This is a genomic window from Bacillus sp. z33 (assembly GCF_058313615.1).
The window spans coordinates 405,044-422,601 of the sequence record NZ_JBZFQN010000001.1 but is presented as its reverse complement, the minus strand read 5'-3'; the positions used below and the strand labels follow the sequence as shown (position 1 = coordinate 422,601).

Below are 17,558 nucleotides of genomic sequence, written 5' to 3'. Positions count from 1 at the left end.
TAGTAGTGGGAAAAGGGAGGATATGGAATGAGTACAGACGTGAAGGTACAGGAATTTGCACAATTTATTAGTGGGGAATGGACACCAGGATCTACGGGAGAAATGTTTGATGTCATAAATCCGGCTACATCCGAAGTAGTTGCTAAAGTCCCTAAAGGTACAAAAGAAGACGTGAATAAAGCTGTTCTAAATGCAAAAGAAGTATTTGAATCAGGTGTATGGTCAAGGAAAACGCAGGCAGAAAGGGCGCAAATCATGTTGCGTTTTGCCGATGAAATTAAGGAACATGCACAGGAGTTAATCTATTTGGAGGGAATCAGTACCGGAGCAACATTGCGAAAAATTGGAGGAGCGGATATTATGCAGCTCATCCTCTCTCTCCAGCAAACAGCTAACATGTCCCTTGAATATGAGTTTGTGGAGGCATTGCCTGTAAAGCAAATGTTCGGAGCAAACAGAGCCCAGTTGGTTCGGGAACCATTAGGTGTCGTAGCCGCGATTACACCGTTCAATTTTCCGCTTGTATTAGCAATGTGGAAGATTGCACCTGCAATTGCCATGGGTAATTCCATTATTGTCAAGCCAGCATCTGATACCCCGCTTGGTACATTGAAATTAGCGGAGATTGCAGTTGAAGCCGGGCTGCCTAAAGGGGTTTTCAGTGTCATTACCGGATCAGGCGCAGAGGTAGGAGAGGCGCTTGTGACACATCCGGAAGTGGAAAAGATTGCATTTACCGGTTCAACTGAAACAGGAAAGAAAATAATGGAGTTAGCCTCTTCAAGTGTGAAAAAGGTTACGCTTGAGCTTGGCGGGAAGGCACCTGCAATTGTACTTCCAGATGCTGATTTGGAAGTGGCCATACCAGGGATTTTGCTTGGCGTATTTTTCCACGCTGGTCAAGTGTGTGAAGCAAGCACGCGTGTCCTTGTTCATGAATCGATGTACGATATTGTGGTTGAACAATTAGTGGCCATGAGTGCAAAGATAAAATTAGGTCAACCGCTTGATCCGAATACCGGAATGGGCCCAGTCATTTCAGAGAAACAAATGAATAAAGTCTTGGGCTATATAGAATCCGGATTGGAACAGGGTGCCCGTCTTGTGTGCGGTGGCAAAAAAGCAGAAGGACCGGGACTTGATCAAGGCTATTTCGTTGAGCCAACCATTTTTGCAGATGTCACAAATGATATGAAAATAGCACAGGAAGAAATTTTTGGACCAGTTCTCTGCGTGATGAAGTATTCAACGATAGAGGAAGCAATAGAGATTGCCAATGATACAATTTATGGTTTGACGGCTGGTGTATGGTCCCGTGATGTTGTCAAAGCTAATGAAATAGCAACACAGCTTAAGGCAGGCACGATTTGGATTAATGAATGGCATGCGTTCAGAAACGATGCACCATTCGGCGGTTATAAACAAAGCGGGCTTGGACGAGAATTGGGGAGTCAAGTTTTCAATGAATATACAGAGCAGAAGAGTATCATAACAGCACTTACAACTGAAAATGAACAACGTGCAGCTTTAGGGCTGATATTCTAGAATTCTTTTAAAACTAATTGGAATGGGGAGATAAGATGAAGGTTACTTCGTATTATGAATTTATCCATCGATCAATCATTAAGAATGGGGCAGGGTCACATATACTTGTTCCGGACTTAATTCAGTCATTGGGTGGTAAACGTCCGGTTCTATTTTCCGATAAAGGGTTAACCCATGCTGGGCTGACGAAAAAAATACAGCGCTTATTTGAAATGGTGCCTGGTATACAGCTGGCGGGAGTATTTGATGATGTTACTCAGGATGCCAAGTCTTCTAATATTAATAATGGTCTGCAATATTTCAAACAATGTAATGGAGACTCTATTATTGCCATCGGTGGTGGTTCGGTCATGGATACGGCAAAAACAATAAAATGGTGTCTCCATAAAAAAGTGGACAAAATTGAACATGCCTTGAATGGAAATGTAATAGAAGTTTGGCCTGAGGCTGTGCATATGGGGGTACCTCATATATCGATTGCGACAACAGCTGGTACGGGTGCAGAAATATCGGGCATTTCGGTTGTTTATAATGAACATTTAGGAGTGAAGTGTAATTTGCTCCATCCATTTATCAATTCAGATATCGCAATTCTTGATCCAGAATTAACTGTTGGCCTACCGGCTAAAGTTACTGCTTTTACTGGATTGGATGCCTTGACCCATGCTGTGGAAGGTTATTTTTCCAATAACTCAAATACTATGGGAGATGCATTTGCACTCCATTCTGCTAAACTGATTCGAGCCAATTTGGAAACAGCTGTACATGAAGGGAACAACATTGCAGCACGTGCGAATATGCTGCAGGCGAGTGCTATGGCTATAACAAGTTTTGTCTTAGCTTTTGCCGAAATGCCTATCCATAACATGGCCCATGCCCTGGGTGCAAAGTATGGAATTCCACATGGGCTGGCTAATGCAGTTTTAATGCCGAGTGTTATGAAAAACTTAGCTCCGCTTTATATTCCTAAGATAAAAGAATTTGCTCAGGCACTTGGTATTAAGGATATTGCTGATACTGAGGAAGAGTGTTTGCAGCAATGTATTGATGAAATTGTCGCTCTTCGTAAAGCTGTGAATTTACCGGATGACTTTTCGGAATTTGATATCAACTCTGCAGAGATACCGGAGCTTATATCAGTTGTTCAAAATGATCCATCCGGTCAGACATATCGTATACCGAATGAAGTCATTGAGCAGGTTTGCCGAGAGGTTTTAGTGGCTAAGGTGACTATTTAATAGGCTGATATATAGAATCCAGTATTTAAGGAGGTAGTTATTTTTTGAATATTGTTGAACTGCTTACGTCCACTGTGTCGCGTTTGCCCAATCAGCCTGCTATTCATTACCGGGAACAGGTGCTGACGTATCAAGAGCTGAGAGATCAAATTTTCAGTATTGCAGCCGGGTTGGAAAATATAGGCATTACTCATGAGACTAAAGTTGCGTTGATGATGACCAATCGGCCGGAATATATCATTACGTATTTTGCTATATTAGCAAATGGTGCAACTGTCGTGCCCATTAACCCTACCTTTAAAGAAAAAGAAACAACCTATATTATCAATGACTCAGAATCAGAATATTTAATTACTGAGGCTGCTGCATCCGCCGTCATTCAAAACTCTATGAATGACTTTAAACAGATGAAAGAAATCTATTATTTTGGAGATGAGGAAAACCATCCATTTACTGACTGGCAGGAATTGCAGTCTGTATCTCCAATCAGCAAGGTGGTCCCTGTTCATGCGGAGGATGTCGCGCAAATCATTTATACATCTGGGACAACCGGTAATCCGAAGGGAGCCATGATTACACATGCCAACTTGAATTGGATGACGATTACAGCAGCCGTCATTAATCAATTAACGCCAAAAGACAGGGTCCTTTGTGTATTGCCTCTTTTTCATGCTTATGCCAAATTACAAGGATTCCTGGCGCCGATTGCCCACGGAAGTACGATTTATTTAGAAGAACGTTTTCACCCTGTTGATACACTTGAAAAGATATCAAAATATCAAATCTCGATTTTCTTAGGTGTTCCAACTATGTATGCCTTCTTTCTTCAAAATCCAGCCATTTCAAATTTAGATTTTTCGCATCTTCGGACAGCTGGTTGTGGTGGGGCAAGTTTACCTGCCGAGATACTCCATAAGACCAATCAATCACTGGGTGTCGAAATAGCAGAAGGATATGGACTGACAGAAAGTACAGTTATGCTGATGACTACACCTCGAGATATGGCTAAAAAATTGAATTCTGTTGGAGTGTCTATTCCTGGCGTCGAATTGAAAATTGTCGATCCGGAAGGTAAGGAAGTAGAACCGCACGCGGTAGGAGAGATTGTTTTCAGAGGTCCCAACATGATGAAGGGCTACTATAAAAAGGAAGATGATACGATTAACACGATTAAAGATGGATGGTTATATACTGGTGATCTGGCCTATTATGATGAAGACGGATACCATTTTATTGTGGACCGGAAGAAGGACATGATCATCAGAGGCGGCTTTAATATTTATCCACGTGAGTTAGAGGAAGTATTGTACACGCACCCTGATATTTTGGAATGCTCCGTTATTGGCAGGCCTGACCCGGTCTTTGGCGAAAAAACGGTGGCCTATGTAGCAAAGAAAAATCTACAGTTACAGGAAGAAGAAGTGGTTTCCTATTGTAAAGAGAGATTGGCAGAGTATAAGGTTCCTGATTATATTTGTTTTATTGATCAAATACCAAAATCAGGAACAGGGAAGATGCTAAAAACTGTTTTAAAAGATTACGACAAAAAAACTATTAAATAATAAATAATAAATAATAATAAATGATTTCAGTGGGCAAAATCCTGATTCTTTAAACGAGAAGGATTTTGCCGATTTTTATTCCCTCCCTATAATTAGAGGAGTTTTACACGTATTTGTGGAAAAAAATATATAGAATCTTAAAGGGGGAGAACACTATAAAGCCCGTTAAAGAAATCATGAGTCCGCTCGAACATTGTTTATCACCAACGAACACATTGATGGAAGCTCTATCTATCATGTGCAAGCAAAAGTGGAATACGATCCCGGTGACAAACAGTTCAGGAAAACTGATTGGCGTATTTACAAGAAGTTCATTGTACCAAATGATTCTCACTGATGTATCTAAAGATACTACAATCAGTGATTATATCAAAAAAGATGTAGGAACTGTTTTGGAGGATGTGAACTCTGAACTGTTGGAAAAATTAATATCAAAGAGCAGGGTGGGCACGGGGATTGTCGTGAATAAACAGGGTGCTCCTGTAGGCATTTTTACAAAAACAAATGCCGTTATGAATTACGTGAGAGAAACGAAATTATTAAAAGAACAGCTTGAAAAAGTATTACAGACATCCAATTTGGGAGCAATTATGACAGATGAAAAAAATCAAATCATCTATGTGAATGAAAAAATCACTGACATGATTGGAATCCCTTATTCATCACTCATCAATGAAAACCTCGAGATTTATATCCCTCAATTAAATCAATTTTCTGAGAAAATGGAAGCTCATTTTCCAATGGTTTTTCAATCTGAACATTATATAGTACGTTTGTCAAAGTATGCTTTAGAAAATGGTAAACATGGGTATATCACGCTATTTCAAAATGTATCTGAATTAGAGAATTTAACGAGAGAATTAAAATTTCAAAAGAAATGGAAAACCCTTTTGCAATCTGTTATCCATAATGCCTATGATGGCCTCGTCATGATAAATGAAAAAGAGGAAGTCACTTTTATCAGCCCCAGTTTGATCGAGTTGTTTGACCTGTATAATCAGCAAATGGAAATGAAGGAAATTAAATCAGTTTTACCTCATCTTCATTTGCCGCATGTGATGAAAACGGGTGTAGCGGAAGTTAGTGAGTTTATGCAGGTTAAAGGAATAGACTATATCGTTCACCGTATACCCGTTTATCAGGATGAGCAAATCATCGGTGCCATTGGTAAAATCGTTTATCGCCAGCTGCACGAGGTTCGTGAGTTATTCAAAAGTGCAGAGGTAAATGATAGGAAGAATCTGAATCCTACCAAGCTTGAGAAATCAAGATTTACATTTGATCAGATCCTATCAAACGATAAGCAAATGGATAAGCTGATGCGGAGTGGGATGAAAGCAGCCAAGGTAAAGACCACAGTATTAATATTTGGGGAAAGCGGAACGGGTAAAGAGTTATTTGCCCATGCCGTTCATAGCGCCAGTCCATTTGGAAAGGGTCCATTTATTACGGTGAACTGTGCCGCTATACCTGAGCACTTGTTGGAATCAGAGTTTTTTGGATATGAGGAAGGCGCTTTTACAGGAGCAAAAAATAAAGGGAAAATCGGCAAGTTTGATATGGCCAATGGCGGCACACTTTTCCTTGATGAGATTGGGGATATGTCTTTATCCATACAGGCCAAGCTGCTTCGTGTCCTGCAAGAAAGAGAGTTTTACAGAGTAGGCGGAACAGAACGAATCAGTGTAAATGTTCGTATCATTGCCGCTACCAATCGTCCTTTGGAAAAAATGGTTGCTGACGGGGAATTTAGGGAGGATCTATTTTACCGGTTGAATGTCATATCCTTTGAGATTCCTCCTTTAAGGCGGAGAAAAAAGGACATTCTCCTTTTAAGCGAAGCATTTATTAAAGAATTTAATAAACAAAACGGGACAAGCATTACAGGATGGAATTCATTGTTTGAGAAAGCAATATTGGAATATGACTGGCCCGGAAATATCCGGGAATTGCGGAATGTTTGGGAGAGGGCCATGATTTTTGCTGAGGATGGCAAAGTCGGTCTAGAGGACATCCCAGAATATATTCTGCAGAAAGTTGGCTACGATCTTTTTTTGAATGAAGAGGAGGAAGATGAAGAAACACAGCCTTTATTAGAGAAAGCGGAGCAACTGGCCATACATAAAGCGTTAGAAATGTCAGGAGGGAACAAAAGTAAGGCCTGCCTCCTGCTTGGTATCAGCCGATCTGTATTGTATGACAAGCTAAAGAAGTATGATTGGTTACTGCCTGAATCTCCACTATTAAAACAGCAGAAATGATGGTGTTTGAAAATCAGACATTCCTTATGGTTTGGAAAAGTTCCGTATTTTAACAGGATAGAAATTTAGTAAATTTAAGGAGGAAGTATTTATGCTAAAGGGAATTAAAGTAGTTGATTTCACCCAAAACTTGCCTGGACCCTATGCAACTCTGCGCCTAGCAGATTTAGGGGCAGAAGTAATTAAAATAGAGCCTCCCACTGGAGATCATGCGCGGCTTCCTTTGGAGGAAGATCAAAAAGAAAATTATCTTTTCCGGTGTATGAACCGTAATAAAAAAAGCTTGTCCCTGGATTTGAAAAAAGAAGCGGACAAAGAATTGGCGATTGAAGTCATCCGTAATTCAGACATTTTGATTGAAAGTTACCGGCCCGGTGTAATGAAACGATTAGGGCTTGGATATGAAGATATTCAGACTTTTCATCCAAAGATTATTTATTGCTCCTTATCCGGCTATGGCCAAGAAGGTACCATGCAACAGCTTGGCAGCCATGATTTGAATTACATGGCCATGAGCGGTGTATTGGCTCAGTTAAAGGATGGGGATGGCAGGCCTGTTCAACCATCACTTACATTTGCAGATTTAATCGGTGGGTCTTCAGCAACCGAATCGATACTTGGTGCCCTCTTTCAAAGGGAACGCACAGGTAGAGGAACCTATTTAGATATTGCATTATTGGACACAACTGCTGCTTTAATGAATTATCATGTGTTTATGGAATCAGCAACAGGCAAAAAAACCGGAATTCCAACATTAAATGGTAATGTAATATGTTATGGAATTTATGAAACAAAGGATCACAGGTATATGACGTTATGTGCGCTGGAAACAAAATTTTGGCGTAATTTTTGCACGGCAACAGGACAGGATACATGGATAGATGCCCAGTTCTCTCAGCCAGTTGAGCAGAATGAAGTTTATCAGGAGATAAGACGATTGTTTGCAAGTAAAACATTTGAGGAGTGGATGGATTTCTCTTTGAATGTAGACTGCTGCATGGCGCCTGTACTTGAAGCCAACGAGCTAAGCAAACATGTCTATATGAAGGAAAGAAATTTAATTCAAGAGAAAGATTCATTTCGCTATATGGTGACCGGAAATCATGCAGATTCCTACTCGAATGAAATGATAATTACCTATCCGAAGCTCGGCCAGCATAATCGAACTTATCAAAAATAAAAAGAAGTAAACTGTTGTGTGTAAATACCGGCAGTTTTTACTTTATAGTTTGCCAAAATCATTGTCCTCTTACAGCGAACGGCCATGAACGAACGATACACTAGTGAAAGGAAAGGTGTACAGATTTCATACAACCAATCTCTCAAACTGGCGAAATACCCATTTAATAATTTGGCATGATACTTGCATGTATATAGATGTACAGATATAAGACTATGAATGGAAAGGGAGTACACAGATGACCAGTTATTTAAAGGAAGAGCATCGTATTTTTCGTGAATCAGTTCGGAAATTTTTAGATAAGGAAGTGATTCCTTACTATCTTGAATGGGAGAAGGAGAAAAGCACACCTGGAGATTTGTGGAAAAAGCTTGGTGACCAAGGGTTTCTTGTACCGTGGGCAGATGAGAAATATGGCGGATTTAATGCGGATTTTGCTTATTCAGTGATACTTGCTGAGGAATTTGAAAGAGTCGGGAGTGGAATCGGAGGATGTGTTTTACATAATGATATCGTTGTTCCTTATTTGTATGAATTTGGTACAGAAGACCAAAAACAAAGATGGATTCCAAAGTGTATTACAGGTGAGTATTCAACAGCTATTGCAATGACCGAGCCGGGAACGGGATCAGATTTAGGGAATTTGCAGACGAGAGCTGTTAAAGATGGTGACGACTATATTATTAACGGACAAAAAACGTTTATATCAAATGGGCTCAGGTCCGATTTAACAATCGTGGCCTGTAAAACAAATCCAGATGCAGGACATAAAGGAATCAGTCTGATTGTAGTTGAAAAAGGAACACCCGGATTTATCCGTGGCAAAAAGCTGAACAAAATTGGCCAGCTTGCGGGTGAAACGACGGAGTTAATTTTCGAAGATGCGAGAGTACCGGTCAGCAATTTATTGGGAGAGGAAAATAAAGGTTTTTATTATTTGATGGCCAAACTTCAGCAGGAACGGTTAATGTGTGCGATTCAGGCATTAGCGGCAGCAGAGGAATCGTTGAAAATCACGATTGACTATGTCAAACAGCGAACAGCCTTTGGAAAATCAATCAGTGATTTTCAAAATACACAATTTAAAATCGCCGAAATGGCCACTGAGGTGAAGATAGGCCGTACATTTATTGATGATTTAATTGTGAGACATATGGAAGGTCAGAATATTGTCACAGAAGTAAGCATGGCCAAATGGTGGGTAACTGATATGGCAAAGAGAATGGTCAGTCAATGTATGCAGTTGCACGGCGGGTACGGTTTTATGGAAGAATATGCGATTGCGAGAAGATACCGTGATATAGCGGTTACCTCGATTTATGCAGGTACCAATGAAATTATGAAGCAAATAATCGCTAAAAAAATCGGTTTATAAGGAGAGATTTAAATGAGAGAGGCCGTAATTGTTGAAGCAGTCAGAACACCGGTAGGAAAGCGAAATGGAGTATTTAGCTCCGTCCGTCCGGATGATTTGCTCGCAAACGTTTTAAAAGACATAGTAAACCGAGCAGGTATTTCTTCTGAATTAATTGAGGATGTCATTATTGGGTGTGTATCACAAGTTGAAGAACAAGGTTTAAATATTGCACGTTCAGCTGCCTTGATGGCTGATTTCCCCATTAAAGTGCCTGGTACGACGATTGACCGACAATGTGGCTCGAGCCAACAGGCCGTTCATTTTGCTGCACAAGCCATTTTGAGCGGAGATATGGATATCGTTATAGCGGGTGGAGTGGAGAGCATGACAAGAGTCCCAATGGGTTCAACAAGGAAAAAATCAGGTCCAAGTGAACAGTTGTCTTCTCGCTATGAATTAATCAATCAAGGTTTATCAGCAGAAAGAATTGCTGAGAAATGGGGTTTTAGCCGCAGTCAACTTGATGGATTTTCGTTATTAAGCCATCAAAGGGCTATTCAAGCCCAAAATGAGGGACGCTTTGACCGTGAAATCATACCTGTAGAAGTTATGGATGATTTCGGGGTTAAGACATTAGTTACACAGGATGAAGGACCGCGGCGGGGAACGTCTCTTGAAAAACTGGCGAAACTGCCAACGGTATTTAAAGAAAATGGTGTGATTCATGCTGGGAATGCCAGTCAAATGAGTGATGGAGCCGCAGCCCTGTTAATTATGTCTAAGGAAAAAGCATTGGAATTAGGCTTAAAACCAAGATTTTCGATTATCGCCCGAACGGTTATAGGCTCCGACCCAACCCTGATGCTAACAGGACCGATAGAGGCAACGAGAATGGCACTTGATAGAGCGGGATTGACGATACAGGAAATAGATTTATATGAAGTCAATGAAGCTTTTGCACCTGTTCCGCTCTGTTGGAAGGAAGAAGTTGAAGCAGACATGAATAAGTTAAATGTGAATGGAGGAGCGATTGCTCTTGGTCATCCTCTTGGTGCAAGCGGGGCAAGGGTTATGGTTACTTTAATGCATGAACTGGAAAGAACAGGAGGCAGATATGGATTACAGGCCATTTGCGAGGGTGGCGGTATGGCTAATGCAACTATTATCGAACGAATTGAATAGATTAATCAAACAGGTACCGAATGAAAACTAAAATAATGGAGGTTGGTAATATGAAAATGCAAAAAATATCTGCTGTTGTGACAGGAGGAGCTTCCGGTCTGGGAGAGGCTACAGTCAGGAATATCGTGGAGAATGGCGGGAAAGTAGCAATTATCGATCGCTCGGAGGATAAAGGGTTGGCATTGGCTGAATCCTTGGGTCATGAAAATGTAATCTTTTTAAAAGCGGATGTAACCAGTGAAGAAGAGATTCGGGCTGCCATTAAAAAAGGTGTTGAGATGTTTGGAAATATCAATACGGTCGTCAATTGTGCGGGGATTGGAGTAGGTGAAAAAGTCGTCTCTAAAGATAAAGTGCATGATCTTGGCAGATTTAAAAAAGTGGTTGAGGTCAATTTGATCGGGACATTTAACGTGATTCGTTTAGCTGCAGAACAAATGATTAAGAATGAACCTAATGAAGATGGAGAAAGAGGGGTTGTCATTAATACAGCTTCAGTAGCGGCTTTTGATGGGCAAATTGGCCAGGCGGCCTATAGTGCATCAAAGGGTGGAATTGTCGGCATGACCTTGCCATTGGCAAGAGATTTAGCGAGAAGTGGAGTCCGTGTCATGACGATTGCTCCAGGGTTGATTGACACACCTTTATTTGGAGGGCTACCAGAGCAGGCCAGGGCGGCTCTCGGTGCGATGGTACCCTTCCCGCCAAGACTCGGATATCCATCAGAATATGCCATGCTCGTCAAAAGTATTATCGAAAATCCATTGCTGAATGGAGAGACAATTCGCCTGGATGGGGCGATTCGTATGCAGCCAAAATAATAGACTAAGAGGAGGCAGTGTTATGTACTCATTTCTGCGTGTTGAAAAAGAGAATAATGTTGCAACGGTCGTGATTAATAATCCGCCGATGAATGTTTTGAGTGAACAAGTGGCAAGTGATCTTTGTGACGCCTTTACCGAACTGAGAGATGATCATTCAGTGGTTACAATTATATTAACGGGGGAAGGTGACCGGGCATTTATGGCTGGAGCAGATATTAAGGAGTTCCCCAACATGATCAGCCAAAGTACGGATGTCGGAAAACAGCCCAGTAAGAAAAATGAGGTTTTTCGATTGATTTCCGAATTTCCGAAGCCTACTATTGCCTATTTAAATGGAGTAACTCTTGGCGGTGGATTTGAACTTGCACTTGCATGTGATCTCCGTATTGCTAAGGAGACGGTACAACTCGGCTTGCCTGAAGTAAAGCTCGGCTTATTTCCTGGTGGAGGGGGAACGCAAAGGCTTCCCCGTTTAATTGGTTCCGCTAAAGCAAAAGAGCTGATGTTTACCGGTGATTCCATATCGGCTGAAGAGGCGCTTCAGCTCGGGATGATTAATCAAATAGCTACAGATGAAGAAGGGATTGAAGCTGCCTGCAAACTGGCCCGAAAAATCAGCAGGCATTCCCTTCAGGCATTACGAAGAATCAAGCAGGCAGTCAATGAGGGGACAGACGGTCCATTGCAGGTTGGACTCGAATTAGAATCAAATCTATTCCAGGAAATCTTTACTACAGAGGATATGAAAGAGGGAGTAACTGCTTTCCTTGAAAAACGCCGTCCAGTATTTACTCATCAATAAACATATAAGTGATTGCTTTTACGAAGAAGTCTGGGGGGGAGTCTTCTGTGATACTCAAGGTTGATGGGAGGATGTAATTTGAGAAATGCAGTGATTGTAGATGCGGTTCGGACTGCAGTAGGCAGGATAGGCGGATCTTTAAAAAATGAGGAAGTGGATTATCTTACTGCTGCAACCATGAATGGATTGATTGAACGCACAGGAGTTTTGAAAAATGAGATTGATGAAGTCATAATAGGCCAGGCAAAACAAAGTACGGATCAGCCTAACCTGGCAAGGTTGGCTTTATTGCGTGCTGGACTTCCAATAGAAACCCCTGGTTATACGGTCCATCGCCAGTGCGGTTCAGGTGTGCAGGCCGTTCATAATGGCGTTCAGCAAATTATGTGCGGCTTGTCCGATATCGTTATTGCCGGAGGTGCTGAAAGTATGAGTCAGGCACCGTTTTATTTACGGAATGCTCGTTATGGATTAGGCATAGGTAATGCTGAAATTTTTGATTCCAATACGGAAAGCCAACCGCGTGCTCAGCCGATTGAGACATATGGCCACTTAACTATGGGAATGACAGCTGAAAATTTAGCAGAAAAATATGAAATCAGCAGGGAAGAACAGGATGAATTTTCGCTTTTAAGTCAGGAAAAGGCAGAATATGCTATTTCCTCTGGATTGTTTGATAATCAAATCATTCCTTATCAGATAAAGACGAAAAAAGAAACGGTTTTGTTCAAGGTGGATGAACATCCAAGAAAGACAAGTATGGAGCAATTGGGAAGGCTTAAACCAGTTTTTAAAGAAAACGGAACCGTTACGGCCGGGAATTCAAGCGGAAGGAATGATGGTGCAGGATTGGTTTTGTTAATGGCAGAAGAAACAGCTATTCAAAAGGGCTATAGATGTAAAGCAAAAATCATTGCTCAAGCAGTTGCCGGTGTTTCTCCGGAAATTATGGGAATTGGTCCTGCACCTGCTACGAGAAAAGCACTGAAGTTAGCCGGGTTGAAATTGGAGGATATAGGACTGATAGAATTAAACGAAGCATTCGCGGCTCAGTCTTTAGCCGTAATTAAAGAATTGGGTATGGATGTGAAACGAGTAAATGTAAACGGTGGTGCAATTGCGCTCGGACATCCGATTGGAGGGACCGGCGGTATAGTGATGACCAAACTCCTTCATGAAATGGAGCGCAGGGGAGAGAAATATGGGCTGGTCACCTTTTGCATTGGCGGAGGTTTAGGAATATCCTCAATTGTTGAGAATTTGCAGGTTTAAATCATGGAACAAATGAATGGTTTTGAACTATATCCGTACATGGTGATGTTCTTATTCGGTAACAGGAGTGTTTAATCTGTTTATATATAGCTGTATTGTTGCGATCCCAAGTATCATTGTTATACATGAATTCTCCTGAAATTAAAGATGAAGAAAAGAGCAATACGTGGAGTAATCGTAGTCTATTTTTATAAATAATTACCAGAATCGCTTTTCTTAGCGACTCTTTTTTTTGCCTGCAACGACCAGGGGTGTTTGGAAATTTTATTCCTTGTACTAAATGGTCACTAATGTGTTGAACGACTTACTTTCATTTAGAAGTGTGTAAGCTGTATATTTCGTAAATATATAATTAATAGTTGTTCTCAATTACAAGTAAACCTAAATAGATGACCAAACTTCTCGGATGTAAGAAAATCGGCTTACGATAAATGAACTGATTAAGAAGATGAATCGCTTTTTAAAATAGGATACCTGTAAAGAGAGAGTATGATCAGTTTAATAAAATGTATAGATTAGTCTCTTTAAAGATGTTCTTTTAAAACAATGTGCTAAATCTTCATAGTGATAAAAATCCCCTGTCACCAAGGAAATTGTACACAATCAAAATAAAAACAGAAACTGATTTCAAAGTAGTTCATAAATGAATCAAATTCTATTCTGACAAAAAGAATGTAAAATTCTTCAAATAAATAGTGATTATATTCAGAATATATAATAAAATATCAATTTATGGGGGTGTTTGAAGATATGCGTTTAACGAGTGAGATACTTGGCCATTTTAAGCCTTATTGGGTCAGTATCACAATAGCTGTTGTTTTCTCCTTGATTGGTGGGGCTTTTACCATTCTTCCGCCTATTCTGACGGGTAAATTGGTTGATGATGTACTCTTACATAATGTAACTGACCTTCTACCATGGATCATCGGAGGTATTATTGTATCTTATATTGGAAAAGTAGTGTTTGAGAGTATGCAGGAATACGTGCAGATTAAAGTTGGACTGGATGTCATAACGGATATGCAATTACGAGTTTTTAAGAAATTGCATAAAGCTCCAATGTCTTTCTTTCAAAAGACACCAAGGGGAGATATGTTATTTAGATTGACGCACGATGTTGAGTCTATCCAAAATTTAAATAATACCGTAGTTCCACGATTTCTACAGCAAATAATAAGCGCAGTTGCTGCCTTTTCAACCGTCATTTTTATGTATTGGCCAACTGCATTTATCATGTTTATTGTATTTGTCATTTATTTATATCCTTCTTTTAAACTTGGAAAAACGGTTAGAGAAATGGGCGCTGTTCAAAGGGATATGAGTGCCGATATGTATCATCATCTGCAAGAAAGTATTGAATCTGTAAGGTTGGTCCGCACCTTCCATCAACAGACCGCTGAAATAGATAAGCAGAAATCAAAGCTTGAGAAATGGATGTCTTTTTCTATAAAAGCGGCTTTGATTGGTAAAGTCAATTGGCGCCTTGGGAATATGTTCAATATTGCTACTCCGGGAGTTGTCATGCTAGTAGGAGGATTCTCGGTATGGAGAGGTGAAATCACAGTTGGGGTACTTGTGACCTGTTTAGGATTTATTCCGACTATGTTTCAACCTGTGCGCTCACTTGCTGAAAACGCATTGATCATCCAGCAAGCCATTCCTGCTTTGCAAAGAATCTATGAATATTTCAATTTGCCAGAAGAACATGATGCACAACTACCGGAAATGGGTCCGATATCCGGAAAAGTAGAGTTAAAAAACATCACTTTTCACTATCCCGAATCAACAGAAAATGTATTAAATGATATTTCAATCACGGTTGAACAGGGCCGCCATATTGGAATTGTGGGGACCAGTGGAGGCGGAAAAAGCACATTGGTTCAGATTTTATTAGGATTGTATGATCCTGATGAAGGTGAGGTCCTGATTGATGGAAAGAATCTTCATACATATAATCGTAATTCGTTCAGAAGCCAGGTTGGAATTGTAAGTCAGGAAACCTTCCTTTTGAACGCTACTCTGAGAGAAAATCTTGTATATGGAAAAAGGGACGCTGCTGATAATGATATACAGCATGCTGTTGAAGCAGCAGGATTGACAGAATTAATTGAGTCTTTACCAGAAGGCTACGAAACAATCGTAGGTGAAAGGGGTCTGAAGCTATCTGGCGGGCAACGTCAACGGATTGCTTTAGCCAGAGCGATTTTAAGGCATCCGCACCTTTTGATATTTGATGAGGCAACATCTTCTTTAGATGGAGAAACGGAGGAGAAGGTACAGGAAGCACTGGAAAAACTTATACCAGGCAGAACGACGATTACAATTGCCCACCGTTTAATAACTGTTCGTCATACGGATGAAATCTTGCTTTTACATAAAGGTGAAATTGCTGAAAGAGGAACACATCAAGAATTACTCGCCTTGAAAGGAAAATATTTTGAGTTATATAGGTCGCAATATAGTGAATTAGAGAAGGGGCGAGTAGGATGAGTGCTGATCAAAAGATTCAAAAAAACCGGGACGGCAGGCGTGTACTCGCCTTTTTAAAGCCTTTTTGGAAATGGGTGCTGGGAGATTCCTTTGTTATTGCCATTGCGCAGATTTGTGCATCTGTTATCCCGGCATTTGCCTTAAGCTGGCTGGTTGATGATGTCATTCCTAAGCAATCCTCATCATTGCTATGGGGTTTAATGTGGTTGCTGTTGTTTGTAGCTATCTTTGATTTACTGATGATGGTAATAGATGAATATTTTTGCCATTATATTGCGAAATCCGTCACGAATAGGCAGAAAATAAAATTGTTTACTCATATTCATTATCTACCTTTTTCCTACTTCCAGAATGCAAAATCTGGAGAATTACTGGCTCGTGTTTCAGATGATCCTGATACATTGCACAATTTCCTGGCATGGGAAGGCTCTACCTTAATGGCTGCTGTTCAGGGAGTTTTCATTTATAATTTTGTCTTATTTTTTATTCATCCTTACTTGATGATGGCAAGTGTGATTTTGGGGATTGTTTTCTATATAGCTTCTAACCATGTCGGTAAAAGAACAAGGTCTGCTTCACAAAAAGCGAGAGAAGAGGCGTCTCGATATTTAGAGAGGTTACGTGAATCTGTGACGGGAATTCATCTGTCCAGAGTATTGGGCGTATCCGATCGTGAGGTGGAGAGCATTATTTCCATTCGGGAGTCTTTCGTTAAACATTCCGTAAGAGAATTAAAAGCTCGTATGCAATCGATTGTTGTAATTGGTGGATATAATGGAATTGCACTCGCAGGCGTCTATTATTTCAGTGTCCTTTTGATCTGGGACAGTCAATTAACTACCGGACAAATGCTGACTGCAGGGAGCCTAGTAACCATTGCGGCAAATGAAATGCAAAAGATGTTAAGAATGTGGCTGTCTGTAAGAAGAACAGGTCCTGCACTGGATCGATCAGATCTTCTTCTTTCCATCCCAAAATCTGAAATCGAAACTAATCCCGGGAAAAAGCCCGAATATACAGGCGGCAATATAGAGGTAGCTAATCTAGTATTCTCCTATCCGAATAAAGGAGAGAAGGTCTTAAAGGGTGTCTCATTTAAGATTAAGCAAGGAGAAATCGCCGCAATTGTTGGACCTAGCGGATCAGGAAAATCCACGATTGTTGACCTGCTTTTACGTTTATATGATCCTGTGGAGGGCTCCATTAAGATCGATCATCAAGATATTCGTATGTTTGATGTTGAGTGGCTCCGCCAACAACTTGCGTTTGTTTCTCAGGATGTTCAAATGAGGAATGGAACATTGGCTGATAACTTAAGAATGGGTAATCCGGAAGCGACAGACGAAGAACTTTATATAGCTATTAGAGACAGCGGGCTAATGGAATATGTAGAAGGATTGCCGAATGGGCTGGAAACGAATGTTGGAGAAAGAGGTAGCATGCTATCCGGTGGGCAAAAGCAACGTTTATCCTTAGCGCGGGCATTAGTAAAAAAGGCTGAAATTCTTATCCTGGACGAAGCAAGCTCAGCGTTGGACCCAATCACCGAACTCAAAATAAATGAGGCAATTAGAAAAAGGAAAGAATCGCAAACCATCATTATCATTTCACATCGACTATCCACTGTCCTATCAGCCGACCGAATTATAGTTATGGAAAATGGAAAAGTAATTGAGACAGGTACACATGCGGACCTGCTTGAGAATAAAGATGGGGTATATACAAGGTTATTTAGCCGTGAAGCTGAAATGGGCAATCAAACTGTAATGATATAATTTATCCGAATACCATGTAATCACTAAAATGTAAGATTTCTGTAAATCACACCTATAACATGTACATATA

12 protein-coding genes are annotated in these 17,558 nt (G+C 40.5%); all 12 read left to right on the top strand.

Annotation, left to right across the window (positions count from 1 at the left end; translation table 11 throughout):
* The first annotated feature begins 27 nt into the window (after positions 1 to 27).
* The 12 genes from AC4G3L_RS01920 to AC4G3L_RS01865 all read left to right on the top strand — a co-directional run bounded on the left by AC4G3L_RS01920 (position 28) and on the right by AC4G3L_RS01865 (position 17,488).
* Complete coding sequence (locus AC4G3L_RS01920) at positions 28 to 1,545, top strand: aldehyde dehydrogenase family protein (RefSeq protein WP_491075287.1); 1,518 nt, start codon at positions 28 to 30, stop codon at positions 1,543 to 1,545.
* Positions 1,546 to 1,580: 35 nt separating this feature from the next.
* Positions 1,581 to 2,783 (top strand): iron-containing alcohol dehydrogenase, encoded by a 1,203-nt coding sequence (locus AC4G3L_RS01915; RefSeq protein WP_491075286.1) that lies wholly within the window; start codon positions 1,581 to 1,583, stop codon positions 2,781 to 2,783.
* A gap of 44 nt (positions 2,784 to 2,827) precedes the next feature.
* Positions 2,828 to 4,345 carry a class I adenylate-forming enzyme family protein gene (locus AC4G3L_RS01910; RefSeq protein WP_491075285.1) on the top strand — a complete coding sequence of 506 codons (1,518 nt, stop codon included), beginning with the start codon at positions 2,828 to 2,830 and terminating at the stop codon, positions 4,343 to 4,345.
* 113 nt (positions 4,346 to 4,458) lie between these two features.
* Entirely contained in the window at positions 4,459 to 6,606 is a 2,148-nt protein-coding gene (locus tag AC4G3L_RS01905; RefSeq protein ID WP_491075284.1) for a sigma 54-interacting transcriptional regulator, read from the top strand.
* Positions 6,607 to 6,697: 91 nt separating this feature from the next.
* Positions 6,698 to 7,786 (top strand): CaiB/BaiF CoA transferase family protein, encoded by a 1,089-nt coding sequence (locus tag AC4G3L_RS01900; RefSeq protein WP_491075283.1) that lies wholly within the window; start codon positions 6,698 to 6,700, stop codon positions 7,784 to 7,786.
* Positions 7,787 to 8,024: 238 nt separating this feature from the next.
* Positions 8,025 to 9,161, top strand: a complete 1,137-nt coding sequence (locus AC4G3L_RS01895; RefSeq protein WP_491075282.1) for an acyl-CoA dehydrogenase family protein — start codon at positions 8,025 to 8,027, stop codon at positions 9,159 to 9,161.
* A gap of 12 nt (positions 9,162 to 9,173) precedes the next feature.
* On the top strand, positions 9,174 to 10,325 hold the full coding sequence (locus AC4G3L_RS01890; protein WP_491075281.1) for a thiolase family protein: 1,152 nt from the start codon (positions 9,174 to 9,176) through the stop codon (positions 10,323 to 10,325).
* Between the two features lie 50 nt (positions 10,326 to 10,375).
* Entirely contained in the window at positions 10,376 to 11,146 is a 771-nt protein-coding gene (locus tag AC4G3L_RS01885) for a 3-hydroxyacyl-CoA dehydrogenase (protein ID WP_491075280.1), read from the top strand.
* A 22-nt stretch (positions 11,147 to 11,168) separates the two neighbouring features.
* On the top strand, positions 11,169 to 11,951 hold the full coding sequence (locus tag AC4G3L_RS01880) for an enoyl-CoA hydratase/isomerase family protein (protein ID WP_491075279.1): 783 nt from the start codon (positions 11,169 to 11,171) through the stop codon (positions 11,949 to 11,951).
* A 78-nt stretch (positions 11,952 to 12,029) separates the two neighbouring features.
* Positions 12,030 to 13,223, top strand: a complete 1,194-nt coding sequence (locus tag AC4G3L_RS01875) for a thiolase family protein (protein ID WP_491075278.1) — start codon at positions 12,030 to 12,032, stop codon at positions 13,221 to 13,223.
* Positions 13,224 to 13,973: 750 nt separating this feature from the next.
* The gene (locus AC4G3L_RS01870; protein WP_491075277.1) at positions 13,974 to 15,713 is read left to right on the top strand and encodes an ABC transporter ATP-binding protein; all 1,740 of its coding nucleotides are present in this window, start codon (positions 13,974 to 13,976) and stop codon (positions 15,711 to 15,713) included.
* Positions 15,710 to 17,488, top strand: coding sequence for an ABC transporter ATP-binding protein (locus AC4G3L_RS01865; protein ID WP_491075276.1), 1,779 nt, complete (start codon positions 15,710 to 15,712; stop codon positions 17,486 to 17,488). The genes AC4G3L_RS01870 and AC4G3L_RS01865 overlap by 4 nt, the downstream gene beginning before the upstream one ends.
* The last annotated feature ends 70 nt before the right edge of the window (positions 17,489 to 17,558 follow it).

What these genes read in the sequence shown, in the direction of transcription:
- AC4G3L_RS01920 (WP_491075287.1), top strand. Translation starts at nt 28, where the DNA reads ATGAGTACAGACGTGAAGGTACAGGAATTTGCACAATTTATTAGTGGG.
- AC4G3L_RS01915 (WP_491075286.1), top strand. Translation starts at nt 1,581, where the DNA reads ATGAAGGTTACTTCGTATTATGAATTTATCCATCGATCAATCATTAAG.
- AC4G3L_RS01900 (WP_491075283.1), top strand. Translation starts at nt 6,698, where the DNA reads ATGCTAAAGGGAATTAAAGTAGTTGATTTCACCCAAAACTTGCCTGGA.
- AC4G3L_RS01895 (WP_491075282.1), top strand. Translation starts at nt 8,025, where the DNA reads ATGACCAGTTATTTAAAGGAAGAGCATCGTATTTTTCGTGAATCAGTT.
- AC4G3L_RS01890 (WP_491075281.1), top strand. Translation starts at nt 9,174, where the DNA reads ATGAGAGAGGCCGTAATTGTTGAAGCAGTCAGAACACCGGTAGGAAAG.
- AC4G3L_RS01885 (WP_491075280.1), top strand. Translation starts at nt 10,376, where the DNA reads ATGAAAATGCAAAAAATATCTGCTGTTGTGACAGGAGGAGCTTCCGGT.
- AC4G3L_RS01880 (WP_491075279.1), top strand. Translation starts at nt 11,169, where the DNA reads ATGTACTCATTTCTGCGTGTTGAAAAAGAGAATAATGTTGCAACGGTC.
- AC4G3L_RS01870 (WP_491075277.1), top strand. Translation starts at nt 13,974, where the DNA reads ATGCGTTTAACGAGTGAGATACTTGGCCATTTTAAGCCTTATTGGGTC.
- AC4G3L_RS01865 (WP_491075276.1), top strand. Translation starts at nt 15,710, where the DNA reads ATGAGTGCTGATCAAAAGATTCAAAAAAACCGGGACGGCAGGCGTGTA.